Below are 21913 nucleotides of genomic sequence, written 5' to 3'. Positions count from 1 at the left end.
CGGCTGTTCCGCGTCGTCCGGTCATCGAGTCCCGCCGGCAGATCGTGCCGGAGGACCCGCCTACTTGTCGGCGTGTGCGTCGGGCTTGGCCGCCGCGGCGTCGCCCTTCGGCTCCGGCTTGGCGTCCACCCCGGACTCCTTGCGCTGCTGCGCGGTGATCGGAGCCGGAGCACTCGTCAGCGGATCGACGCCGCCACCCGACTTCGGGAACGCGATGACCTCACGGATCGAATCGACACCGGCGAGCAGGGCGGTGATGCGGTCCCAGCCGAACGCGATGCCGCCGTGCGGCGGGGCGCCGAACGCGAACGCGTCGAGCAGGAAGCCGAACTTCTCCTCGGCCTCCTCGTGGGAGATGCCCATCACCTTGAACACTCGCTCCTGAATGTCCTTGCGGTGGATACGAATACTGYCGCCGCCGATCTCGTTGCCGTTGCAGACGATGTCGTAGGCGTACGCGAGCGCGGACCCCGGGTCGGTGTCGAACGTGTCGATCGACTCCGGCTTGGGCGAGGTGAACGCGTGGTGCACCGCCGTCCAGGCGCTGTAGCCGAGTGCGACGTCGCCGCTCGCGGTGGCATCCGCCGTCGGCTCGAACAGCGGTGCGTCGACGACCCACACGAAAGCCCAGGCGTCCGGGTCGATGAGGTTCTGCTTGCGGGCGATCTCGCCGCGCGCGGCACCGAGCAGCGCCCGGGACGACTTGGTGGTGCCGGCGGCGAAGAAGATGCAGTCGCCCGGCTTCGCGCCGACGTGCGCGGCGAGGCCCTCACGTTCGGCGTCGGTGAGGTTCTTGGCCACCGGTCCACCGAGGGTGCCGTCCTCGCCGACGAGCACGTAGGCCAGGCCCTTCGCCCCGCGCTGCTTCGCCCACTCCTGCCAGGCGTCGAGCTGCTTCCGCGGCTGGCTCGCACCGCCGGGCATGACCACCGCCCCGACGTATTCCTGCTGGAAGACCCGGAACGTGGTGTCGGTGAAGAATTCGGCGCACTCGACCAGTTCGACACCGAAGCGCAGGTCCGGCTTGTCGGAACCGTAGCGGCGCATCGCCTCGGCGTACGTCATCCGCGCGATCGGCGTCTTGATCTCGTGCCCGACCAGCTTCCACAGCGAGGCCAGCACCTCCTCGGCGAGGAGGATGACGTCGTCCTGGTTGACGAAGCTCATCTCGATGTCGAGCTGAGTGAACTCGGGCTGGCGGTCCGCGCGGAAGTCCTCGTCGCGGTAGCAGCGCGCGATCTGGTAGTAGCGTTCGATGCCACCGACCATGAGCAGCTGCTTGAACAGCTGCGGGCTCTGCGGCAACGCGTAGAAGCTGCCCGGCTGCAGACGCGCGGGAACCAGGAAGTCGCGGGCGCCCTCCGGCGTCGACCGCGTCAACGTGGGCGTCTCGACCTCGACGAACTCGTGGTGTGCGAGCACGGCGCGGGCCGCGGCGTTGACCTTGGACCGCAACCGGATGGCATGGCCGGGGCCCTCACGGCGCAGGTCCAGGTAGCGGTACTTCAGGCGCGCTTCCTCACCGGCCTGGTCATCCAGCTGGAACGGCAGCGGCGCGCTCTCGTTGAGGACCTCGAGGTCGGTGACGTTGACCTCGATGGCCCCGGTCGGGATCTCGAAGTTCTGGTTGCCCTCGGGACGCACCTCGACCACACCGGTGACCTTGACGCAGTACTCCGCGCGCAGACGGTGAGCCTGCTCGGCGGCGGCACCCTCCCGGAACACCACCTGGGACACGCCCGACGCGTCACGTAGATCGATGAAGATCACCCCGCCGTGATCACGACGCCTGGCAACCCAACCGGTGAGGGTTACGGTCTGCTGGGCCTGCTCGGCTCGCAATGAACCGGCGAGATGTGTGCGCAGCACGGGATTCCTTTCGAAACATGGGGCAAGCTACTTCGTTGGCTGAGATCCTACGGAGACACCGTGCGTGAGCGGAAACGCATACCCGCTTCACGTGCGAGGCTCGATCGGCACGCACCGGAAAACTGACGAGAAAGCGAAGACACATGACCTTCAACGAGGGCGCCCGAATGGACTCCGGCCGGGTGTCGACCGGAGGTGGGGGCGGCGGTGGCCTCGGCGGCAAGTTCGCGTTGGGCGGCGGCGCCGGCGGGCTGATCGTGCTGGTTCTGGCGCTGCTCCTCGGTGGCGATCCCGGTTCGCTGCTCGGCGGTCTCAGCGGTGCCACCGAGTCCGGCCAGAATTCCGGCGCGGGCCTCGAAGGGTGCGAGACCGGCGCGGACGCCAACCGCGACGTGAACTGCCGGGTGGTGTTCACCGCGGGCAGTCTCGACTCGGTGTGGGGACAGGAACTCGCGCAACAGACCGGCACCGCGTACGTGCCGCCGGAAGTCGTGCTGTTCTCCGGTTCCGTCAGCACCGGCTGTGGCAACGCCACCAGCGAGGTCGGGCCGTTCTACTGCCCGGCGGACTCGACGGCGTACTTCGACACCAGCTTCTTCCAGCTCCTCGTCGACCGCTTCGGGTCCAGCGGCGGCCCGCTCGCGCAGGAGTACGTCGTGGCCCACGAGTTCGGCCACCACATCCAGAACCAGCTCGGCGACATCGGACGGGCACAGGCCGACCCGCGGGGCGCCGACTCGGCCGCGGTGCGAACCGAACTGCAGGCCGACTGCTACGCGGGCGTGTGGGCCCACTATGCCGACACCCTCCCCGGCCCCGACGGCGGACCACCGTTCCTGAACACCCTCACCGACACCGACATCGACGACGCCCTCTCCGCCGCATCCTCGGTCGGCGACGACCGGATCCAGCAGTCCGCGGGCGCCCGGGTGAATCCGGAGGGCTGGACACACGGCTCCTCGCAGCAGCGCCAGAAATGGTTCGCCACCGGATACCGGACCGGCCAGGTACAGGCCTGCGACACCTACTCGGCACGCGATCTGAACAACCCGCCCGCGCTCCGCTGACCGGAATCCGCCCGACAAATTTTTTTGTCTTGACAGAATTTACTGTCGGTGCGACAGTGGACGCATGTTGGACCTAGCAGTGATCGATCAAGCGGCCGCCGCCGAGATCTCCCTGGACCCGGTCCGGGCGCGGTTGCTGGCGGCGCTCGCCGAACCCGGTTCGGCGAGTTCCGTCGCCGTGCAGGTGGGATTGACACGGCAGAAGGCCAACTACCACCTCCGGGCGCTCGAGGAGCACGGCCTCGTCGAACTCGTCGAGGAACGCAAGAAGGGCAACGTCACCGAGCGGCTGTTCCAGGCCACCGCGGCGTCGTACGTCATCTCCCCCGCCGCGTTCGCCGCCCTCGCGCCCGATCCCGACCGGGCACCGGACCAACTGTCGGCCCGCTGGCTGGTGGCACTGGCCGCGCGACTGGTGCGTGAGGTCGGCGAGTTGATCGCCGGCGCCACCGCGGCGCGTCAGCCGCTGGCCACCTTTGCGATCGACAGCGAGATCCGGTTCTCGTCGGCGGCCGACCGGTCCGCGTTCGCCGACGAACTCGGCGAGTCCGTGAAGAACCTGGTGTCCCGTTACCACGACGAGAACGCCCCGAACGGGCGCAGGCACCGCCTCGTCGTCGCACTGCATCCGAGCCTGAAAACACCGCCCGCGCAAGCGAAGTCATCCGACAACCGCCACGAGGAGAGCTAGCCATGTCGAAGAATTTCGAGATCCGTCGCGAAGTCGTCCTGAACGCCACCCCCGAGGACGTGTTCGCCGCCGTCACCACCGGCACCGGCGGCTGGATGTTCCCCACCGAACTCGATCCCGGGGTCGGCAGCGAGGGGCCGGACGACCCCGCCGTCATCGCCTGGGAGCCGCCGCAGAAGTTCGCGGTCCGCCAGGAGGGCCCTGACGGCTGGTTCAACGCTCTCGAGTACCTCATCGAGGCGCGGGACGGCGGCACCGCGGTGCTGCGCTACGTGCACAGCGGCATCTTCACCGACGACTGGGACGCCCAGTACGACGGCGCCGACAAGCACACCACGTTCTACCTGCACAGCCTCGGCCAGTACGTCCGGTACTTCGCGGGCCGCGCAGCCACCTACATCGCGACCGGCGGCCCGGCGGCCTCCGCCGATCCCGGCGCGATGATCACGCTCCGCGGCGCGCTCGGCTTGTCCGACACGTCGACCGCCGGCGACACCGTCACCGTCGACGTCCCCGGATTCGGCACAGTGGACGGCGTCGTCGACTACCTGACGCCGCACTTCATCGGCATCCGGACCGCCGACGCGCTGTACCGGTTCTACGGTCGCAACGCATTCGGCGGAACGGTCGACGCGGCGCACCACCTGTTCGCCGCGGGCGCCGACCAGGAGAAGTCGCAGGACGCGTGGACGTCGTGGCTGGACGACGTCTTCGCGTGACTCTCCGTGGTGCCCGAGTTCAGGAGGCCGTGAACTCGCCTGTCCCCGGAATGTTCGGCGTGCTCGGGGTGATCTCGACACGGACGCGACCCGCCCCCGGATCGAAGTAGACGGCTGTCGGAGCCTCCGGACCGTCCCATCCGCTCAACGCCCATTGCTTCGTTCCGGAGGCGCCGGTGTCGAGGTTGCGCCAACGCAACGTTCCGTCGACCATGCAGACCCGGGAACTGCCCACGAAATGCGTCCTCAGCATGACGTAGTTCGGCCCGTACGGCCCCGGGTAGCCGGACGACGCCTGGGCGTCGATTCGGCCACCGCACACGCTGATGTCGCCGGGGTTCAGACCGTGCCCGATCGTGAACGTGGGTGTCAGCGTCGCCGTATCCGCAACGGCAGCAGTGGGTGCGCCGATCAGCGCGGCAGCGGCGAGCGACGCCACCACCGCCGAACGGCCTACCAGATTTCCCACAGTCATGGCGCTCCTCGGTCGTGTGCGGCGGGCGAACCCCTCCCCCGTGTGTCTCCCGGGAATGCGGGGCGCGTTACGCGTCCGCACCGCCGGGGTCGACGTATCGTTCGTCGCGCGATCCATCCGGGCCTACGGCGCGGCCGATCAGCCGGTGGAACGGGCCTCAGAAGAGGGTGAGCGCCGGTCCGGGACGACCCGCCCCGACCAGTTCACGGCGATCCGGTTCGGGTTGTCCGGCCTCCCGGTGTTTCGCACCGCCGCCGAGACCGTATCGGTCGACGAGTGGGTCGACTCGCTGCCTCAGCCACGACTTGTATTCGGGCGGAACGTAGGCCGCCCGCCCGTACAACTGCCGGTACTGACGGACCAGCGCGGGATGCTCCGTCGACAGCCAGTTCATGAACCAGCCCTTCGTGCTGCCGCGTAGATGCATCGGAAAGACGGTCACGCCCGAGGCGCCGGCATCGGCGATCGATTCGAGCAGGCCGTCCAGGTGCCGCACCGAATCGGTGAGGAACGGAATGACGGGGGCCACCATCACATTGCACGGCAGCCCGGCGTCGGTGATCGCCCGGATCAGATCGAGGCGCGCCTTCGGGGTGGGTGTTCCCGGCTCGATCGACTTCTGGAGGTCGGGATCGTGGATCGCCAGCGAGACGCCGATGCTCACCGGGACCTGCCGGGCGGCGAGAGTCAGTAGCGGGAGGTCGCGCCGCAGCAGCGTCCCCTTGGTCAGAATCGAGAACGGGGTCGCGGATTCGGCAAGCGCGCGAATGATGCCGGGCATCAGACGGTACCGGCCCTCGGCGCGCTGATACGGATCGGTGTTGGTGCCGAGCGCCACGTGTTCACGCTTCCACGACCTGCGCCCCAACTCCTTGCGCAGCACCGCCGCGACGTTGGTCTTCACGACGATCTGGCTGTCGAAGTCGCGGCCCGCGTCGAGGTCGAGGTATTCGTGGGTGGGCCGGGCGAAACAGTAGCGGCACGAGTGCGAGCACCCGCGAAAGGCATTGACGGTGAACCGGAATGGTAGTTGCGACTCCTCGGGCATCTTGTTCAGCGCGCTCTTGCAGAGCACTTCGTGAAAGGTGATGCCGTCGAACTCGGGTGTCTGCACGCTCCGCACGAGTCCGGCGCGTTCCAGCCCCGGCAATGCACCGTCGTCGGCGTCGACCGCTTGCCCATCCCACCTCATGAGTACATGCGAACATTTGTTCTAACCGGTGTCAAGACTTCGCACCGGGTGGACACGAGATCGTCACCGTCGACCGCGCTGGTGAGCGCCGGATCGGGGCTTGCGACAATGTCGCTCATGTCGAACAGAAACAACGTCTCGTCCGGTTCCGAGTGGGAAGGCAAGATCGGCTATTCCCGTGCCGTGCGTATCGGGCAGCTCGTGTCCGTGTCGGGCACCACCGCGTCGGGTCCCGACGGCCCCGTCGGCGGAGATGATCTCGCAGAGCAGACCCGCGAGGCGCTGCGCCGAATCGAGGCGGCGCTCGCGGAGGCCGGCGCGAGCACGACCGACGTGATCCGCACCCGCATGTATCTCACCGACATGAGCCGGTGGGAAGAAGCGGGCATCGCACACGGCGAGGTCTTCGGCGAGATCCGTCCCGCCACGACAATCCTCGAGGTCAGCGCGCTGATCGCCCCCGGCCTGCTCATCGAGATCGAGGCCGACGCCGTCATCGGCGACTGACCGTCCGGGGAGGCGGCACCACGCCGACGAGCCCACGTCCGCCTCCCCGCCTACCAGTGGTCCACCGGAAGTACCCACTCTTCGACGACATTGGGTGAACAATTGTCGCGGTGAGCCCCCTGGGACGAATCGGTCGAGCGCTCCTCGCGTTCGCGCTGGTCGTTGTCATCGGCACGGTCGGATACATCGTCCTCGGCTTCGGGCTCCTGGACGCGCTCTACCAGACCGTCACCACGATCACGACCGTCGGATTCCGCGAAGTACATCCGCTCAGCCGCGTCGGAGAAATATTCACGATCATACTCATCCTTGCGGGGGTGGGCACCGCGCTGTACATGTTCGGCGTCCTCCTCGAGGCGCTCATCGAGGGCCACCTACGCCACCACATGGAGAGACGGCGAATGGATCGACGCATCAGCCGGATGACCGGCCACATCATCATCTGCGGATGGGGCCGGGTGGGTACTGCGAGCGCGCAATACCTCACCTCACTCGGCCGCGAGATCGTCGTCATCGACCGCGTACCGGACAGACTCCGAGATATCGAGCATCCCACCGTCATCGGCGACGTCACCGACGACCGGACCCTCGAAGCAGCCGGGATCGCGCATGCACACGCCTTGATCTCCGCGCTCGACACCGACGCCGACAACGTGTACGTCACGCTGTCGAGCCGGGCATTGCGCCCGGATCTCATCATCATCGCCCGCGCCCGGAACGAGGGGTCGATGTCCAAACTGGTACGCGCCGGCGCCAACCGGGTTGTAAACCCGCAACTGATCGGCGGCCGCCGAATGGGTTCCTTTGCACTGCAACCCCACGTGGCCGAATTCTTCGATGTGGTGATGCACGACGAAACCCTCGACTACCGAATGGAAGAGATCACCGTCGGTTCCGCTTCACCCTGGGTGGGATACACGCTCGCGCAGATGGGACTTCACGTAAGCGGCGCACTGCTGCTTGCGATTCGCACCGTCTCCGGTCAGTTCGTCGCCAATCCGGCGCCCACTATCCAACTCGAACCCGAAACGATCCTCATCGCTCTCGGAACCCCCGACGAACTCGATGCGGCACGCCACCACGTCAACCCGTAACTCCCTGCGCGGGTTGATCACCGGCCTACCCGAGGGCTCACACCGAACCGATGTGGGCGGCTCTCGAGGGGTCACCTCCCTGTGTTCTCTGCCGAAACAACCTCGGCTTCATCAGGTTTCCCAACGATCCGGACTCGACGAACTCGGTCGCGGCCGCGGAGTGACAGATTCCGATCGAGGTCGACGGCCTCCGCCCCGCCCTTCCCCGGCGTCACCGTCCTGACCATCCGGGTTGGCCGGAGGAGGACACACATGCGATGAATGCGCGGGGTGAGGCATCGCCCATGAGAGGCCGCGCGGCCGGTTGGTCACCCGTCACGTTGTGGCGGATGCGTGTCATTCGCGCCCCAACCGCGCCGAGTGGCCCGATAATCGGGCGAGCACCGGTTGCGTCGTTGCCGGTGCATCGTCGCAGGAGGTGCCGAATTGCAATCCAGGACCGTTCTCAAACTCACCGGCGCCACGGTGGCCGCGGGAGTGCTGCTGGCCGGGGTGATGTTCCCGATCGCCGCCGGGCTGGGGTACGCATCCAACCGCGCCGCCGACAGCGTCGGTAACTCCTCGGCCGAACTGGCCGACGGGGTGGTGCCTGCGGTGACGACCATGACCGACGTCACCGGCAACCCGATCGCCTGGCTGTACGACCAGCGCCGATTCGAGGTCCCGAGCGACCAGATCTCCAACGACATGAAACTGGCGATTCTCTCCATCGAGGACAGACGGTTCGGCGAACACCAGGGGGTGGACTGGCAGGGCACGATGCGGGCGTTCTTCACCAACACCACCAGCGGTCAGATCGAACAGGGTGCCTCGACGATCAATCAGCAGTACGTGAAGAACTACCTGCTCCACGTGGTCGCCAAGACCGACGGCGAACGCCGGGCCGCGATCGAGACCACGCCGGTCCGCAAGATCCGCGAGATCCGGATGGCGATGACCCTCGACCAGGAACTCTCCAAAGAGGAAATTCTCACCCGGTATCTGAATCTGGTGCCGTTCGGCAACGGTTCCTTCGGTGTGCAGGACGCCGCCCGCACGTACTTCGGCATCGACGCCAAGGACCTGAACCTGGAGCAGTCGGCGATGCTCGCGGGCATGGTGCAGTCCAGCTCCGCACTCAACCCCTACACCAACCCGGAGGGGGTGTTCGAGCGCCGCAACGTCGTCCTGGACACCCTGGTCGTGAATGTTCCGGACCGGGCCGCCGAGATCCGCGCCCTGAAGGAGACGCCGCTCGGGGTGCTCCCGAAACCGAACAACCTGCCCCGCGGATGCATCGCCGCCGGCGACCGCGGGTTCTTCTGCGACTACGCGTTGCAGTACCTCCAGAACGCCGGACTGTCGCGGGAGCAACTCGAAAGGGGCGGCTACCTGATCCGCACCACCCTCGATCCGGCCGTACAGGGATCGGTGAAGTCGGCGGTGTCCACCTACGCCGACCCGAAACTCCCGGACATCGCGAGCGTGATGAACGTCGTGCAGCCCGGGCAGGACCAACACCGAGTCCTGGCGATGGCGGGCAGCCGCAACTACGGCCTGGACGCAGCCGCCGCCGAGACGGTGCAGGAGCTGCCCTATTCCCTCTCCGGGCACGGCGCCGGATCGGTGTTCAAGATCTTCACCACGGCAGCGGCCATGGAGAAGGGGCTGCGTCTGAACGCGATCCTCGACGTACCGGGCCGGTTCGATGCCTACGGGATGGGCGACGGCGGCGCGCCCGGGTGTCCCGGCGGCGCCTACTGCGTGCAGAACGCCGCCCCGTATCCGCGGGCACTGTCGCTCACCGACGCCCTCGCCCAGTCACCGAACACCGCGTTCGTGAAACTTCTCCAGGCCACCGGGGTCGATGCGACGGTGGACATGGCGGTACGCCTCGGCATGCGGTCCTACAACGAACCGGGCACGTCCGGGTTCGGGGACCAGAGCCTGGCCGACATGCAGAAAGACCAGAATCTGGGGTCGTTCACCCTCGGCCCGGTGTGGATCAATCCGCTGGAGCTGTCGAATGTCGCCGCGACCCTGGCCTCACACGGCAAGTGGTGCCCGCCGAGCCCGATCGACTCCATCGTCGACCGGCAGGGCCGGCCGGTCCCGCTCACCCAGCAGGCGTGTGAGCAGGTCATCGATCCCGGCCTGGCCGACACCCTGTCCAACGCGCTCAGCAAGGACGACCTGCCCGGTGGCACGGCGTCGGCCGCGGCCGGCGCCGCCGGGTGGAAACTGCCGATGTCCGGCAAGACCGGGACCACCGAATCGCACATGTCGTCGGCTTTCGTCGGGTACACGAACAACCTGGCCGGCAGCGTCTACGTGTTCGGGGACACTCCGACCCCCGGCCAGATCTGTACCAGCCCGCTGCGCGCGTGCGGGGACGGAAACCTGTTCGGCGGCACCGAGCCGGCCCGCACCTGGTTCACGGCGATGATGCCGATCGCGAACAACTTCGGCCCCACCGCCCTGCCTCCGATCGACCCGCGCTACGCCCGCTGACCGGGTGGTGTGGAGGCCCGCGACGACCTGAGCGGGCCTCCACCCCTGTGCGGTTCAGCGCCACCCGGGTTCGGCACGCCGCCCCTCAGGTGTGCGCCCGCAAGAGTTCGTCGCGGGTGCCGGGCATGCCGCTGCTGCCCCGATCGGTGCTTTTGACTGCCAGAATCTGGTTGATCCCGAGCCGGTTCGCCGAGAAGGCCAAGGCCGCTCCGGCCATGTACAGCCGCCACACCCGTGCCCGCCCGGCGCTGCTGGAGGCCACCGCCTCGTCCCAGTTCGCCTCCAGGTTCGCCACCCAGGCCCGCAGGGTCAGCGCGTAGTGCTCGCGCAGCGACTCGACGTCGCGCACCTCGAAGCCGGCACCTTCGAGCGCGTCGATCATCGGTGCCATCGGTTCGATTTCACCGTCGGGGAACACATAGCGATCGATGAACGACGTCGTGGAGAAACTGTCCGCGGTCTTGCGTGGTCGCCGCGAGATCGCGTGGTTGAGCAACCGGCCCTCCGGGCGTAACAGTGCGAACAGGTCCGCAGCGTAGGTCGCCAGCATCGTTTCGCCGACGTGTTCGGCCATGCCGATGCTCGAGATCGCGTCGTAGGGGCCGTCCGCGACGTCGCGGTAGTCCTGGACCCTGATCTGCACCAACTCCCCCACCCCGGCGTCGACCATCCGTTTGGCGGCGTAGTCCGCCTGCTCGTGGGACAGGGTGACACCGACGACGTGCACACCGTAATGACGTGCCGCGTGCAGCGCGAAAGTCCCCCACCCGCAGCCGACGTCGAGTACCCGCATCCCCGCGGTCAGTCCGAGCTTGCGGGCCACCAGATCGCATTTGGCGTACTGGGCCGCGTCCAGATCCCCGCCCGGCTCCGCCCAGTACGCACACGAGTAGGTCATCGACTCACCGAGCACGAGTCGATAGAAATCGTTGCCGACGTCGTAGTGGTGGCTGATCGCGGCGGCGTCCCGGGCCTTGTCGTGCCGGCGCCCGCGCGCCAATTTCATCTCCTCCGCCGGCGGCTTCGGTGGCAGCCCGACGATCCCCAGGCGCAGCGCCGCCGTCACCAGTGCCTTCTTCGTCTGCCCGTCGATCCGCACACCGGGGCCCCGGCTCGGGTCCGCCACCTCCTCCAGCGCGTCCAGTCCGGCGAGCAGGTCACCCTCGATGTCGATGTCGCCGGACACGTAGGCCCGGGCGAAACCGAGATCGTTCGGCGCCCACAGCAACCGCCGCAGACCCCGCCGATTGACGAGGTGCACCTGCCACGGCGCGTCCGGAGGCCCACTGCGACTACCGTCCCAGCACCTGATCCCCACCGGGACCTGTGTACCGAGCACCGCGCGAACCAGCGGAGCCACCGTGTCAGCGACCGTCATACCCACCTCCGTCGAAGTGTGGGTCCGGCGTGCGCACTTCATGCCGCTCGCCGTGACCCACAGGCCTGTCAACCCACAAACGTCCCACAATCCACCTCGTCGACCATATCGATGGAACGTCCGTCGCCGCAGACCATCACACCAACTACTGCTACCGATTCGGGCGCCGCGATTCTCGAATCTCGCCGCCCGCACGCCTGGGAACGACTAGGTGAATGTCGGTGTTCTCTGCTCGTCTCGCCGACGACCCTGAAGTGGTCGCCCAGGTCGCCTGGACCGCCGACACAGCGAAAGGACTCTCCGTGCCACCTGACACCTCCGCTGCAGCCGGACGGAACCCTCCGGAGGAAGCACGTGCACAGCTACTGTCCACCGCGGACCCCTTCACGCCCAGCGGCAACGTCACACACGATTCCGGTGACTGGCAGGCGCGTGCCGCGTGCCGCGGTAACGATCTGGCAGTGTTCTTCGCCCCCGATGCCGAACGCGGAAACGCCCGTGCCCGGCGCGAAGCGCAGGCCCGGCAGATTTGCCTGCCCTGCCCCGTGCTCGAACAGTGCCGCGATCACGCGCTCACGGTGGGTGAACCCTACGGCGTGTGGGGTGGTATGACGGAAACGGACCGGCGAAGGCACACCAAGCGACTCCGCGGCGGTGAGCGCCGTCCACTCGGTTCCCAGCACCCGCGCCCCGGACGGACCTCGCGATTTGAGGCAAACGCCTCATGCGACGACGGAACCGGCGGACCGATGATCAGGGCATGACAAAGCGAGTTCAGGAATCACGGAAATCACCGGTCACGACCGAATCGGCGTTCGAACCACCGACCGTCGGGCGGGTCGGTATTTGCCTGTCGGATCACGCACCTGAAGTGGCGGACGGCGGGCGGGTCGATGCGGTCGACGTGAGCAGGAGTGTCGGGGGGCGGCAGATCCTCCAGGAGCTGTCGCTATCGGTCGAACCGGGCGAGTTGGTCGCCATTGCCGGCGGCAGTGGAGCAGGAAAGAGCACGTTGCTGGAAATCCTCGCCGGACTGCAACCACCGTCGGCCGGGGAGGTTCGGCACGACGGCGTCGTTCGCGGGGCCCGGGTCGTCGCCGATTCGCGTATCGGCTACGTACCCCAGGACGACATCATCCACCTCGAGATGCCCCTACGCCGCACGCTGCGGTACGCGGCGCGGCTCCGGCTGCCCGCGGGCACGTCGGCGGCCGAAGCGGACCGGATCGTCGACGAGACCATGCAGGACCTCGACCTGGCCGATCGGGCCGAGGTGCCGGTCCGTGCGCTGTCCGGCGGCCAACGCAAGCGGGCCAGTATCGCCGTGGAGCTACTCACCCGGCCACGCCTCTTCTTCCTCGACGAACCCACCTCCGGGCTCGATCCGTCGACCGCAGCCGACGTGATGCGCCTGCTGCACCGACTCAGCCGGCGCGGGGTCACAGTCGTCCTCACGACACATGAGCCGGCCGGCATCGACCGGTGCGACCGGGTGGTGTTCCTGGCTCGCGACGGCCACCTGGCCTTCACCGGCAGCCCGACCGAGGCTCGACGCTACTTCGGTGTGGAGGATCTGGCCGAGGTGTACGACCGGCTGGCACGCGAGCACACCCCTCAGATCTGGGCGGAGCGATTCGCGGACAGCGGTGAGAATTCGGACGCCCGGCCCGGCTCGGCACCACCGCCCCTCCCGGCCACCCGTTCGGACGTAAAACGCACGGGCATGGTGCAGCAATGGTGGCTCCTCACACGACGCAATGTCGACGTTCTCCTTCGCAACCGGCTGACCCTGGCGGTCTTGCTCGGCTCACCGGTGCTGGTCACGGCGATGATGGCGACGCTGTTCCAGCGCGGCGCGTTCGATCCGCGCAGTGCGGCCGACCTCGGCCCCGCCCAGATCGTGTTCTGGATCGCCTTCGCGGGCTTCTTCTTCGGCCTCACGTACGGACTGCTCCAGATCGTCGGGGAGATGGCCGTCTTCCGGCAGGAGCGCCTGGCCGGGCTCAGCGTGAGCGCCTACGTGGCATCCAAGGTGACAGCGCTGCTTCCGGTGCTGGCGGGAGTGAGCGGGCTGCTGCTCGGTGTTCTGCGGGCGCTCGGTCGGCTCCCCGCGGTCGGATGGCACGTGTACGCCTTCCTGTTCGTGACGATTGTGATCGAAGCGACGTCCGCGCTGGTCCTCGGTTTGCTCGCCTCGGCCGCGGTCTCGAACGCCGCGCAGGCCGCCCTCGCCCTGCCGATGCTCTGCTTCCCTCAGGTTCTGTTCGGTGGCGCCATAGTTCCCGTTGACGAGATGGCCGTCCCGGGACGCCTGATGAGCCTCGGCCTGTCCAACCGCCACGCATTCGAAGCATTGGGTCGCGACCTGGATCTCGACCGGTACAGCGCCACGGTGCCGGCCATGTCCGCCTACGGCGACACCTTCCGGGGTGGCACCGGCGGCAGTCTCCTCGCGCTCGCCTCGTTTGCCGTGGGCCTCACACTCGCCACGGTGTGGGTACTGGACCGGCGGTCCCGGCCCGGCGCATCCCGGCGATGACGGCCCGGCACGGTCGGTCCCGCCGGACGGCGGACGCGTCACTTCCCCACGACTGCATTGACCGGGAATCCCACCAGACCCCGGTCGATCGCGGCGAGACTGGCCTGCGTGCGGTTGTTGACACCGAGCTTGGCGTAGACACGTTCGACGTGGTTGCGTGCCGTCTTCTCTGCAATGAACAGTTCGGCGGCGATTTCCCGGTTGGACCGGCCCTGCGCGACGAGTCGCAGGATCTCGACTTCGCGGTCGGTCAGCCCGGCCGGCCAGGGCGTGCGCCTCGACAGCCGTTGCCCGGCCGCCGCCAGCACGGCCGCCACCGACTCGGCGTCGAGGCGTCCGGCACGCGCCTCCTCGCGCAGCCGATCCGCAGCGCCGCGAGGATCGAGCGCCGGCCGGTGTGGACGCGGTTCGAGCAGTCGCTGATATGCGTCCGCCGTGGCAAGCAGCCGGTCCTGCGCGGTCAACTCCGCGCCGGCGATCCCCCGGGGAAAGCCGGACCCGTCGATCCGTTCCCGGTGCTTCATCGCGACGGACACCACCGATTCCAAGCCATTGACGCGGCTCAGTATCCGGCCGGTCAGATCCGGATACATCCGTACCCGTTCCCATTCGGCCGTGGTGAGAGGCTTCTTCTTCTCCCAGATCTGGTTGGACACCCCCATTTTGCCGAGACTGTGCACGAGACCGGCACGGTAGAGATTCGTGACGTCCGGTGGTGACATGCCCAGGTGTCGGGCCGCCCCGGCGACCAGATTCGCGACGCCACGCGAATGCCCCAGGGTGAACGGCGATTTGAGATCGACGAAATCAGCCATGGCCCTGAGCAACTCGTCGCTCTCGTCGGCCGTCAGGGTTCGGTCACGATCCGGCGCTTGGGCCAACGCCGCGATCCACACGTCTGTTTCCAGCACCCCGTCGACGATCGCCGCCGCGTCACGTTCGAACACCTCCGCCACGGCCGGGCTGAACTGGCTGCCGCGCCGGGAACGCAGAACGTCCTTCGCGTGCGCGAGCCCACCCGTCCGCAGGTGCACCTCGACGACGTCTGCTACGTGAGCGATGTGGATCTCGACCGGGATACCCTCCCCGCGACAACCGTTCGGCAATCCGCGGCCGTCCCAGCGTTCGAAGGCGTAGGCCAGCGCCTTTCCGACCTGCCCGTCCAAACCCATCCGATCGGAAAGAACCCCGGCGGAACTGCAATGCGAATGGATCAGCGTGGCGACCTGACCGCGCGCGGCGACCAGGAATGCTGCCGCACGGATACCGCGCTCCCAGCCCGGCAATCCGCGTCCCACATGACTCATCGTCAGCCGCAGAAACGGCAGGCCTGTCATGTCCACCGCGTAGGTGTCGGCGCGGAAGGCGATGTCGTCGCCGAAGAGCGCCGAGAGTTCGTGGGAGTCGGCGTGACAACCGATCCACCCGATCAGATTGGCGTAATAGACGGTCTCTCGCTGCCGGGGGTCGAGCCCCATCCGCTCGGCGATCCGTGTCGCGATCAACGACGATCGAAGCATGTGTTCCATCGGTTGACCCAGACCGAGGTCGATCGCCAGCGATACCGAGGCCAGCAGTTCGGCTCTGCTCAGTCCCTTTTCCGAGCCGGGCAGCGTCCCGTGCGGGTGCATCTACCCATTGTCCACCTGAACACGGTCCACCTGAACACGGTCCACCTGAACACGGTCCACCTGGACACGGTCTAGCGCTGCCGGGAACAGTCGACGAATGGGACCGGTGTTGCCCGATTCGGGCTATGACCGGCCCGCAAACTGGGTAGGGTCCGATTCCATGGCTGACCAGGGGAAGATCCGGACCGTGGTATGGGGAACCGGGAATGTGGGGCGGGCCGCGATCCGCGCCGTCGACGCCCACCCCGGACTCGAGCTGTCCGCGGTGCTCGTGGCGAACCCGGAGAAGGTCGGACGCGACGCCGGCGACCTCGCGCGCCTCGGCCGCTCGCTCGGGGTGGCGGCAACCGACGATGCCGACGCAGTGCTCGCGAACTCTCCCGGCGCCGTCGTCTACGCCGCGTCGGGTGACATCCGCCCGGACGAGGCCGCGGCCGACATCACCCGCGCGTTGAATGCCGGGGCGGTCGTCGTGACCCCGTCGATCTATGCGCTCTACGACCACCGTAATGCGCCGGCCGAATTGCGCGACCCGATCGAGGCGGCCGCGAAGTCCGGTGGCGGCGCGCTGTTCGTGTCGGGTGTCGATCCGGGATGGGGCAACGACATCCTGCCGATCCTGATGACGGGCCTGGCGGGCACGATCGACCGGATCCGGTGCCAGGAGATCTTCGACTACACCACGTACGACCAACACGATTCGGTGCGGTACCTCGTCGGCATGGGCCAGCCGATGGACTACGAACCGCCGATGGTCGCGGCGACGGTGCCGACGATGGTGTGGGGCGGCCAGATCCGGCTCATCGCCCGCGCTCTCGGGGTGGAACTCGACGAGATCCGGGAGACGCTGCTACGCCGGCCGCTCGAGGAGACGATCGCCACCGAACTCATGGGCGAGTTCGAGGCGGGAACCCAGGGGGCACTGCGTTTCGAAGTTCAGGGCATCGTGGGCGGCGAACCCCGCATCGTCATCGAGCACGTCACGCGGATCCACCCGTCGTGCGCCCCGGACTGGCCCGTGCCACCGGACGGCGGGGACGGCGCCCACAAGGTGATCATCGAGGGCCGTCCGCGGATCGAGGTCAATGTGGAGGCCACCGACGAGGGCGGCAATCGAGCGGCCGGTGGCAATGCCACCGCGGTGGGGCGCCTGGTCAACGCGATTCCGTGGCTGCGGACGGCCGCGCCGGGGCTCTACGACGCCCTGGATGTCCCGCTCRTCCCCGGTCACGGCAAGCTCGGCTGACACCAGCCAAACAGTTAGCCCTTGCGCTAACCATCGTTGCGGTAAATACTTTGCCTTGTGGCTCAGTATCCGGAGCAGCTCAACGGTATCTTCCAAGCGCTCGCCGACCCCACCCGGCGGGCCGTGCTGGGCCGCCTGAGCCGCGGCCCGGCGACGGTCAGCGAACTGGCGAAACCGTTCGACATGGCCCTGCCCTCCTTCATGAAGCACATCCACTTCCTGGAGGACAGCGGGTGGATCCGGACACGCAAGGAAGGCCGGGTACGGACGTGCGCGATCGAGAAGGCGCCGTTCACGGCGGTCGGAGTTTGGCTCGCGGAGCAACAGGAACTCTGGGAGGGCCGCACCGACAGGCTCGAACAATTCGTCACCGAACACACAGTCACCACTCACGCGAAGGACACACCGCAATGACCGACACTGCGAGACCCGATCTCGACCTCACGATTTCGCGCATCATCCGGGCGCCCCGGGCCGTCGTGTGGCGCGCCTGGACCGACCCTGCCAGCTTCGAACAATGGTGGGTTCCCGCGCCTTCCCGGTGCCGGGTCGTCGACATGGAATTACGCCCGGGCGGCGCGCTCACCACCCAGATCAGCGAAGACGGCGGCGAATTCGTGCCCCATATGAATGGCTGCTTCCTCGCCGTCGACGAACTCGAACGCATCGTGTTCACCAACTCCCTCGTCGGTGGCTGGCGACCCGCCGAACAGCCGTTCATGACCGCGATCATCACGTTGACCGACCATCCGACGGGCACCGAATACGTCGCCCACGTGATGCACAAGAACAACGCCGACCGGAATACCCACGAAGAAATGGGCTTCTACGACGGCTGGGGCACCGTCACGGAGCAACTCGCCGAACTCGCCGAGCGACAGGCGTAACCGAGGAGGCCGGACATGCGCAAGATCGTCCTGCAGATGATGACGACCCTCAACGGCCGCCTCGACGACCCCACAGCGTGGGTCCACGACGTCGTCGACGACCAGTACCGCGAGATCGATCGAATCTACTCGACCTACGACACTGTGCTGGTCGGGCGCACCACCTACGAGGAGATGGCCGCGTACTGGCCCCGCGCACTGGCCGAACACGAAGGGACCGAGACCAATCAGGTCATGGCCGAGCGAATGAACACCTACYGGAAACTGGTGTTCTCGCGTTCCGGCAACACTCCGCTGACCGAATGGGCCAACACCGAACAGGTCGTCGTGGCCGCGGACAGCGACCTGGTGACCTACCTCGAGAAGCTGAAGGCGGAGCCGGGCAAAGACATTCATCTGTCCGGCGGATCTTCCCTGGCACGCTCGGTCGTGGCGGCGGGTCTCGTCGACGAGTTCTATTTCTTCGTCTACCCGGTGGTCTCGCCCGGCGCGCCCTGGTTCTCGGAGATCCCCGATCAGCGGCGCCTGCAGTTGGTCGGTTCCGAGTCGTTCGGCAACGGGGTGGTCGAAGTCCACTACGTGCCCCGCGAGCACGACGACGCACCGCGGCCGGAGAGCTTCACCGACCTGCTCGCGTGACGAGCGATCAGCCCACCGTCGCGAATTCCCCTGCTGCGGACCATCGTTGCCGCTCAGCGGCGAACGCGACGGCCTGTTCGGCTCGGAATCCGCCGATCGATTCGGCATTGGCCGCGAGGAACTGCTGGTGCTCGGCGAGCGAGAACGTGCCCTCCGTGATCTCGATTCCGCCGCCGCGGCCGGCGGCGACGTCGGATCGCAGGTCCACCAGCTCGTCCGGTTCCACGGGGTACCAGGAGATCCGGTCGAAGAAGCGCAGCAGCCAGGGGGTGCCGTCCTCGAACGGTCCGGACTTCTCGGGGTGCCGATGGTTCCACACCTGGGTGGTGCGGCCGACGAACTGGTAGCCGCCGGGGCCCTCCATCCCGTAGATGCAGAGGTATGCCCCACCGATCCCGACCGCGTTCTCCGGCGTCCACGTGCGGGCGGGGTTGTACTTCGTTGTGACCAGCCGATGCCGTGGGTCGAGGGGTGTCGCGACGGGCGCGCCGAGGTAGACGTCGCCGAGTCCGAGCACCATGTACTCCGCCCCGAAGACGGTGTCGAAGACGTCGTCGACACTGCCGAGGCCGTTCATGCGACGAATGAACTCGATGTTCCAGGGGCACCACGGCGCATCGGCGCGGACACCGTGCATGTACCGCTGGATCGCCTCACGCGTCGAGGGGTCGTCCCACGACAGCGGCATCCGCACGGACCGGCTCGGCACCACGAGTTCGTTCGCCGCGGGCAGCGCGTCCTCCGCCTCGGCGAGCAGCCCCATCAGCTTCGGGATCGGCAGCACGTCGGGGTCGACCCGCACCTGCAGTGACCGGATGCCCGGTGTCAGGTCGAGGAGCCCGGCCGGCTTCTCGACCTCGAGCCGCTGGTGCAGCGCATGTGCGCGGGCCCGCAGTGCGAGGTCGAGGCTCATGTCGCCGTATTCGACCAGGACGTTGTCGTCGCCGGATCGCCGGTACGTCACGGCGGTCTCTCCGTCGCGCCGGGCGATCACGCCGTCGTCCCGGTCACCGGCGGTGGAGAAGACCGTCGAGAACGCCGCCCGCCGGGCAGGCCCCAGCGCACGCGTGGACGCGGCCCGGTCGGCCCGGATCGGCACGAAGCGCACCGTGTCGCCGGGGGCCAGTTGTCCGAGCTTCCAGCGTTCCGCGGAGACGACCGTGACGGGGCACACGAACCCGCCGAGGCTCGGCCCGTCCGGGCCCAGGAGGATCGGGGTGTCTCCCGTGAAGTCCAGGGCGCCGACCGAATACGCGTTGTCGTGGATGTTGGACGGATGCAGGCCTGCCTCGCCGCCGTCCGTGCGAGCCCAGTCGGGTTTGGGCCCGATCAGCCGCACCCCGGTGCGGTCCGAGTTGAAATGCACCTCGTAGTCGGTCCGGTACAGCGTGTCGATGTCGGCGCGGGTGAAGAATTCGGGTGCGCCGTGCGGGCCCTCGGTGACCGCGATCTCCCAGCGACGGCACAGGGCCGGGACGTGTTCGGCGGGAACGGCGGCCGCGCGGGCGCCGGTGTGCTCACCGACCGCGAGAACATCGCCCTGCCGCAGCGTGCGGCCCTGATGACCGCCGAACTTGCCCAGTGTGAAAGTCGAGGCGCTGCCGAGGAAGTCGTCGACGTCGAGCCCGCCCTGGACGAGGAGGTAGATGCGCAGCCCTGGTCCGGCGACCGCGCCGACATCCAGGGTCCCGCCCGCCGGAACCCGTACCGGTCGCCACTGCGCGTGCAGCACGCCGTCGACGGTGACCGGGGCGGGCGCACCGGTCACGCAGACCACCGTCTCCTCGTCGAACTGCAACGCGGGGCCGGACATGGCGCATTCGATTCCGGCGGCGCCCTCGTCGTTGCCGAGCGCGGTGTTCCCGAGCCGGAACGACAGGTCGTCCATCGGACCTGACGGCGGCACCCCGACGTGCCAGTACCCGGTCCGGCCCGGGAAGTCCTGGACCGTGGTGAGCATGCCGGGCCGCTGAACCGTGATCTTGGCGCTCATGCGGGTGCTCCCGCCGGCCGGGTCACGATCATCCGCACCGGCGTCGGGTCGAACCCGTTGCAGGGGTTGTTGATCTGCGGGCAATTGGACACCAGTACCAGAACGTCGCGGTCCGCGCGGAGTGCGAGCCGGCGGCCGGGTGCGGAAAGGCCGTCGACGATGCCGAGTGTGCCGTCGGCGTCGACGGGGACGTTCATGAAGAAGTTGATGTTCGACACCAGATCCCGCTTGCCGATTCCCCACCGCGACCCTTCCGCGAGAAAGTTCTCGACGCAGGCGTGCTGATGCTTGGTGTGGTGGCCGTACCGCAGGGTGTTCGACTCCTGGGAGCAGGCGCCGCCCACCGTGTCGTGGGAGCCGACCTCGTCGGCGACGAGTGTCATCAGCGCGTCGTGATCGTCGGTGCGGAGCACACTTCCCGTGGTCAGGAACAGATTTCGCTGCGCCGACACCGTCGCGGCGGCCGAGTAGCGCTGCCGGTGGTCGCCGGCCGCGTAGATCAGGGTGTCGACGGCCTGGTTGCCGTACAGATCCACGATGGTCAGGACGTCGCCGGCCGCGACGACGGCGGACCAGGGTCCGCGGGCGCCGACCTCCTCGTCCAGGATCACCGTTCCCGGTACCAGCGGCGCGGTCTCGATGGTGGTGGTCATGCCTGCTCCCGTCCCTGGCGCTGCGCTGCAGCCCAGACGTCTTCGGTGTTGAGGAAGGCGCGCCGGTACTCCGGGTCGGCGTCGACGGGCTCGGCCACGTCGGCGCCGGTCCAGGCGAGCACCTCGAGCGCGGTCGTGTCGTACGTCGGCGACGGATCCAGGGGGTGCGCCGTGTTGGCGATCAGGACGATCACCGGGAGGTGGATCACGAGTTCGACGGCGGTGTCCGCGCCGGCGGATCCGATGCTGCTCAGCGATCCGTCCGCGCCCACCCGCACCCCGTGGAAGAACGACAGCGAGGGCGGGAGGTCGCGACGCTCGAGCCCGTGCTTCGCGGCCGCCACGGTGAAGAGCTCACGGCCGGCCGGAGACCCCGAATGCAGGCTGCCGTCACCGTATTTCGCAGTGTTCGTGGCGAGCGAGGTGGTGCCGCAGAGGGCGTCGTGCCGGCCGGACCCGTCCGACACCACGGTCGCGAGGACGCGCCCCTGATCGGAGAGCAGCGGATGCCCGGTCCCCGTGTACGCCTGCCACGGCACCTTCACCGTGTCGGCGACGTTGAGCCGCTCCCACGGCGCGTCCGCCCGGTACAGCAGCAGGTGGGCGCAGGCCCGGCCGTCGAGGTCCCGCAGTCGCAGTCGGGTGCCGCGGCCCAGCACTTTCGTGGTGTACCGGCCGCCGGGAACGGTCTCCGCCCACGTGAGCAGCGCCGGATCGACACCGGACGGAGGGGTGGGCCAGGACGACGCGGGGACCACCGGCATCGAGTCGGTGACCACGCCCGACTGGGCACGCGCGTGTTCCTTCGCGGCACTGGTGGTCGAGGTGTCCACTGAGGTCATG

The 21913-nt window shown here is 68.0% G+C and carries 20 protein-coding genes; 12 read left to right on the top strand and 8 right to left on the bottom strand.

All coding sequences use genetic code 11. The features are described 5' to 3' along the window. Nucleotides 1-60: 60 nt before the first annotated feature. Nucleotides 61-1869 (bottom strand): aspartate--tRNA ligase, encoded by a 1809-nt coding sequence (aspS, locus tag AC1DWT_RS23420; RefSeq protein WP_477922402.1) that lies wholly within the window; start codon nucleotides 1867-1869, stop codon nucleotides 61-63. 143 nt (nucleotides 1870-2012) lie between these two features. Between aspS and ypfJ the strand changes: the two genes are divergently transcribed. The 3 genes from ypfJ to AC1DWT_RS23405 all read left to right on the top strand — a co-directional run bounded on the left by ypfJ (nucleotide 2013) and on the right by AC1DWT_RS23405 (nucleotide 4346). Then, on the top strand, nucleotides 2013-2936 hold the full coding sequence (gene ypfJ, locus AC1DWT_RS23415; protein WP_072942179.1) for a KPN_02809 family neutral zinc metallopeptidase: 924 nt from the start codon (nucleotides 2013-2015) through the stop codon (nucleotides 2934-2936). Nucleotides 2937-3000: 64 nt separating this feature from the next. Beyond that, nucleotides 3001-3627 (top strand): ArsR/SmtB family transcription factor, encoded by a 627-nt coding sequence (locus AC1DWT_RS23410; protein ID WP_206015412.1) that lies wholly within the window; start codon nucleotides 3001-3003, stop codon nucleotides 3625-3627. 2 nt (nucleotides 3628-3629) lie between these two features. Beyond that, a complete protein-coding gene (locus tag AC1DWT_RS23405; RefSeq protein WP_072942183.1) occupies nucleotides 3630-4346 on the top strand; it encodes an SRPBCC family protein in 717 nt (238 codons plus the stop codon). Between the two features lie 19 nt (nucleotides 4347-4365). On the opposite strand, the gene AC1DWT_RS23400 is transcribed toward AC1DWT_RS23405, so the two are convergent. Both AC1DWT_RS23400 and AC1DWT_RS23395 read right to left on the bottom strand, forming a co-directional pair. Continuing rightward, the gene (locus AC1DWT_RS23400) at nucleotides 4366-4821 is read right to left on the bottom strand and encodes a hypothetical protein (RefSeq protein WP_206015411.1); all 456 of its coding nucleotides are present in this window, start codon (nucleotides 4819-4821) and stop codon (nucleotides 4366-4368) included. A gap of 157 nt (nucleotides 4822-4978) precedes the next feature. Next, a complete protein-coding gene (locus AC1DWT_RS23395; RefSeq protein WP_095860637.1) occupies nucleotides 4979-6013 on the bottom strand; it encodes an Rv2578c family radical SAM protein in 1035 nt (344 codons plus the stop codon). A 108-nt stretch (nucleotides 6014-6121) separates the two neighbouring features. On the opposite strand from AC1DWT_RS23395, the gene AC1DWT_RS23390 reads away from it, so the two are divergent. From AC1DWT_RS23390 to AC1DWT_RS23380, 3 genes are all read left to right on the top strand, one after another. Beyond that, the gene (locus tag AC1DWT_RS23390; protein ID WP_072942187.1) at nucleotides 6122-6520 is read left to right on the top strand and encodes a RidA family protein; all 399 of its coding nucleotides are present in this window, start codon (nucleotides 6122-6124) and stop codon (nucleotides 6518-6520) included. Nucleotides 6521-6630: 110 nt separating this feature from the next. Continuing rightward, nucleotides 6631-7614 (top strand): potassium channel family protein, encoded by a 984-nt coding sequence (locus AC1DWT_RS23385; protein WP_206015410.1) that lies wholly within the window; start codon nucleotides 6631-6633, stop codon nucleotides 7612-7614. Nucleotides 7615-8040: 426 nt separating this feature from the next. Then, a complete protein-coding gene (locus AC1DWT_RS23380) occupies nucleotides 8041-10104 on the top strand; it encodes a transglycosylase domain-containing protein (protein WP_072942191.1) in 2064 nt (687 codons plus the stop codon). 85 nt (nucleotides 10105-10189) lie between these two features. On the opposite strand, the gene AC1DWT_RS23375 is transcribed toward AC1DWT_RS23380, so the two are convergent. Next, complete coding sequence (locus AC1DWT_RS23375; protein ID WP_095860639.1) at nucleotides 10190-11482, bottom strand: SAM-dependent methyltransferase; 1293 nt, start codon at nucleotides 11480-11482, stop codon at nucleotides 10190-10192. 365 nt (nucleotides 11483-11847) lie between these two features. Between AC1DWT_RS23375 and AC1DWT_RS23370 the strand changes: the two genes are divergently transcribed. Beyond that, complete coding sequence (locus AC1DWT_RS23370) at nucleotides 11848-12246, top strand: WhiB family transcriptional regulator (RefSeq protein WP_206016260.1); 399 nt, start codon at nucleotides 11848-11850, stop codon at nucleotides 12244-12246. After that, entirely contained in the window at nucleotides 12243-14021 is a 1779-nt protein-coding gene (locus tag AC1DWT_RS23365) for an ABC transporter ATP-binding protein/permease (protein WP_241031564.1), read from the top strand. Before AC1DWT_RS23370 ends, AC1DWT_RS23365 begins: the two co-directional genes overlap by 4 nt. A 38-nt stretch (nucleotides 14022-14059) precedes the next feature. On the opposite strand, the gene AC1DWT_RS23360 is transcribed toward AC1DWT_RS23365, so the two are convergent. Continuing rightward, nucleotides 14060-15652: an HD domain-containing phosphohydrolase gene (locus tag AC1DWT_RS23360; RefSeq protein WP_206015408.1), complete on the bottom strand. Its 1593-nt coding sequence runs from the start codon at nucleotides 15650-15652 to the stop codon at nucleotides 14060-14062. A gap of 160 nt (nucleotides 15653-15812) precedes the next feature. Here AC1DWT_RS23360 and AC1DWT_RS23355 point away from each other — a divergent pair, with 160 nt between their 5' ends. Genes AC1DWT_RS23355 through AC1DWT_RS23340 form a run of 4 tightly spaced genes read left to right on the top strand, consistent with a single transcriptional unit; the run spans nucleotide 15813 to nucleotide 18424 of the window. Then, nucleotides 15813-16898: an NAD(P)H-dependent amine dehydrogenase family protein gene (locus tag AC1DWT_RS23355; RefSeq protein ID WP_477922396.1), complete on the top strand. Its 1086-nt coding sequence runs from the start codon at nucleotides 15813-15815 to the stop codon at nucleotides 16896-16898. A gap of 57 nt (nucleotides 16899-16955) precedes the next feature. After that, on the top strand, nucleotides 16956-17312 hold the full coding sequence (locus tag AC1DWT_RS23350; protein ID WP_095860643.1) for an ArsR/SmtB family transcription factor: 357 nt from the start codon (nucleotides 16956-16958) through the stop codon (nucleotides 17310-17312). After that, nucleotides 17309-17785, top strand: a complete 477-nt coding sequence (locus AC1DWT_RS23345; RefSeq protein WP_095860644.1) for an SRPBCC family protein — start codon at nucleotides 17309-17311, stop codon at nucleotides 17783-17785. Before AC1DWT_RS23350 ends, AC1DWT_RS23345 begins: the two co-directional genes overlap by 4 nt. Nucleotides 17786-17800: 15 nt before the next feature. After that, the gene (locus tag AC1DWT_RS23340) at nucleotides 17801-18424 is read left to right on the top strand and encodes a dihydrofolate reductase family protein (RefSeq protein WP_477922393.1); all 624 of its coding nucleotides are present in this window, start codon (nucleotides 17801-17803) and stop codon (nucleotides 18422-18424) included. 7 nt (nucleotides 18425-18431) lie between these two features. Here AC1DWT_RS23340 and AC1DWT_RS23335 read toward each other — a convergent pair whose 3' ends face one another. Genes AC1DWT_RS23335 through AC1DWT_RS23325 form a run of 3 tightly spaced genes read right to left on the bottom strand, consistent with a single transcriptional unit; the run spans nucleotide 18432 to nucleotide 21912 of the window. Further along, nucleotides 18432-20417: a 5-oxoprolinase/urea amidolyase family protein gene (locus tag AC1DWT_RS23335; RefSeq protein WP_206015405.1), complete on the bottom strand. Its 1986-nt coding sequence runs from the start codon at nucleotides 20415-20417 to the stop codon at nucleotides 18432-18434. Further along, entirely contained in the window at nucleotides 20414-21070 is a 657-nt protein-coding gene (locus tag AC1DWT_RS23330; protein WP_072942210.1) for an urea amidolyase associated protein UAAP2, read from the bottom strand. Before AC1DWT_RS23330 ends, AC1DWT_RS23335 begins: the two co-directional genes overlap by 4 nt. After that, nucleotides 21067-21912, bottom strand: coding sequence for an urea amidolyase associated protein UAAP1 (locus tag AC1DWT_RS23325; RefSeq protein WP_072942213.1), 846 nt, complete (start codon nucleotides 21910-21912; stop codon nucleotides 21067-21069). Before AC1DWT_RS23325 ends, AC1DWT_RS23330 begins: the two co-directional genes overlap by 4 nt. Nucleotide 21913: the final 1 nt, after the last annotated feature.

The organism is Rhodococcus sp. P4_B6 (genome assembly GCF_056402215.1).
Note: the sequence above shows the minus strand (reverse complement) of the source record. Positions and strands in the feature narration are given on the sequence as shown.

Bases quoted from the DNA above. Each gene is read 5' to 3' on its own strand.
- ypfJ (WP_072942179.1), top strand. From the start codon at position 2,013: ATGACCTTCAACGAGGGCGCCCGAATGGACTCCGGCCGGGTGTCGACC.
- AC1DWT_RS23410 (WP_206015412.1), top strand. From the start codon at position 3,001: ATGTTGGACCTAGCAGTGATCGATCAAGCGGCCGCCGCCGAGATCTCC.
- AC1DWT_RS23405 (WP_072942183.1), top strand. From the start codon at position 3,630: ATGTCGAAGAATTTCGAGATCCGTCGCGAAGTCGTCCTGAACGCCACC.
- AC1DWT_RS23400 (WP_206015411.1), bottom strand. From the start codon at position 4,821: ATGACTGTGGGAAATCTGGTAGGCCGTTCGGCGGTGGTGGCGTCGCTC.
- AC1DWT_RS23395 (WP_095860637.1), bottom strand. From the start codon at position 6,013: ATGAGGTGGGATGGGCAAGCGGTCGACGCCGACGACGGTGCATTGCCG.
- AC1DWT_RS23390 (WP_072942187.1), top strand. From the start codon at position 6,122: ATGTCGCTCATGTCGAACAGAAACAACGTCTCGTCCGGTTCCGAGTGG.
- AC1DWT_RS23375 (WP_095860639.1), bottom strand. From the start codon at position 11,482: ATGACGGTCGCTGACACGGTGGCTCCGCTGGTTCGCGCGGTGCTCGGT.
- AC1DWT_RS23365 (WP_241031564.1), top strand. From the start codon at position 12,243: ATGACAAAGCGAGTTCAGGAATCACGGAAATCACCGGTCACGACCGAA.
- AC1DWT_RS23360 (WP_206015408.1), bottom strand. From the start codon at position 15,652: ATGCACCCGCACGGGACGCTGCCCGGCTCGGAAAAGGGACTGAGCAGA.
- AC1DWT_RS23345 (WP_095860644.1), top strand. From the start codon at position 17,309: ATGACCGACACTGCGAGACCCGATCTCGACCTCACGATTTCGCGCATC.
- AC1DWT_RS23335 (WP_206015405.1), bottom strand. From the start codon at position 20,417: ATGAGCGCCAAGATCACGGTTCAGCGGCCCGGCATGCTCACCACGGTC.
- AC1DWT_RS23330 (WP_072942210.1), bottom strand. From the start codon at position 21,070: ATGACCACCACCATCGAGACCGCGCCGCTGGTACCGGGAACGGTGATC.
- AC1DWT_RS23325 (WP_072942213.1), bottom strand. From the start codon at position 21,912: ATGACCTCAGTGGACACCTCGACCACCAGTGCCGCGAAGGAACACGCG.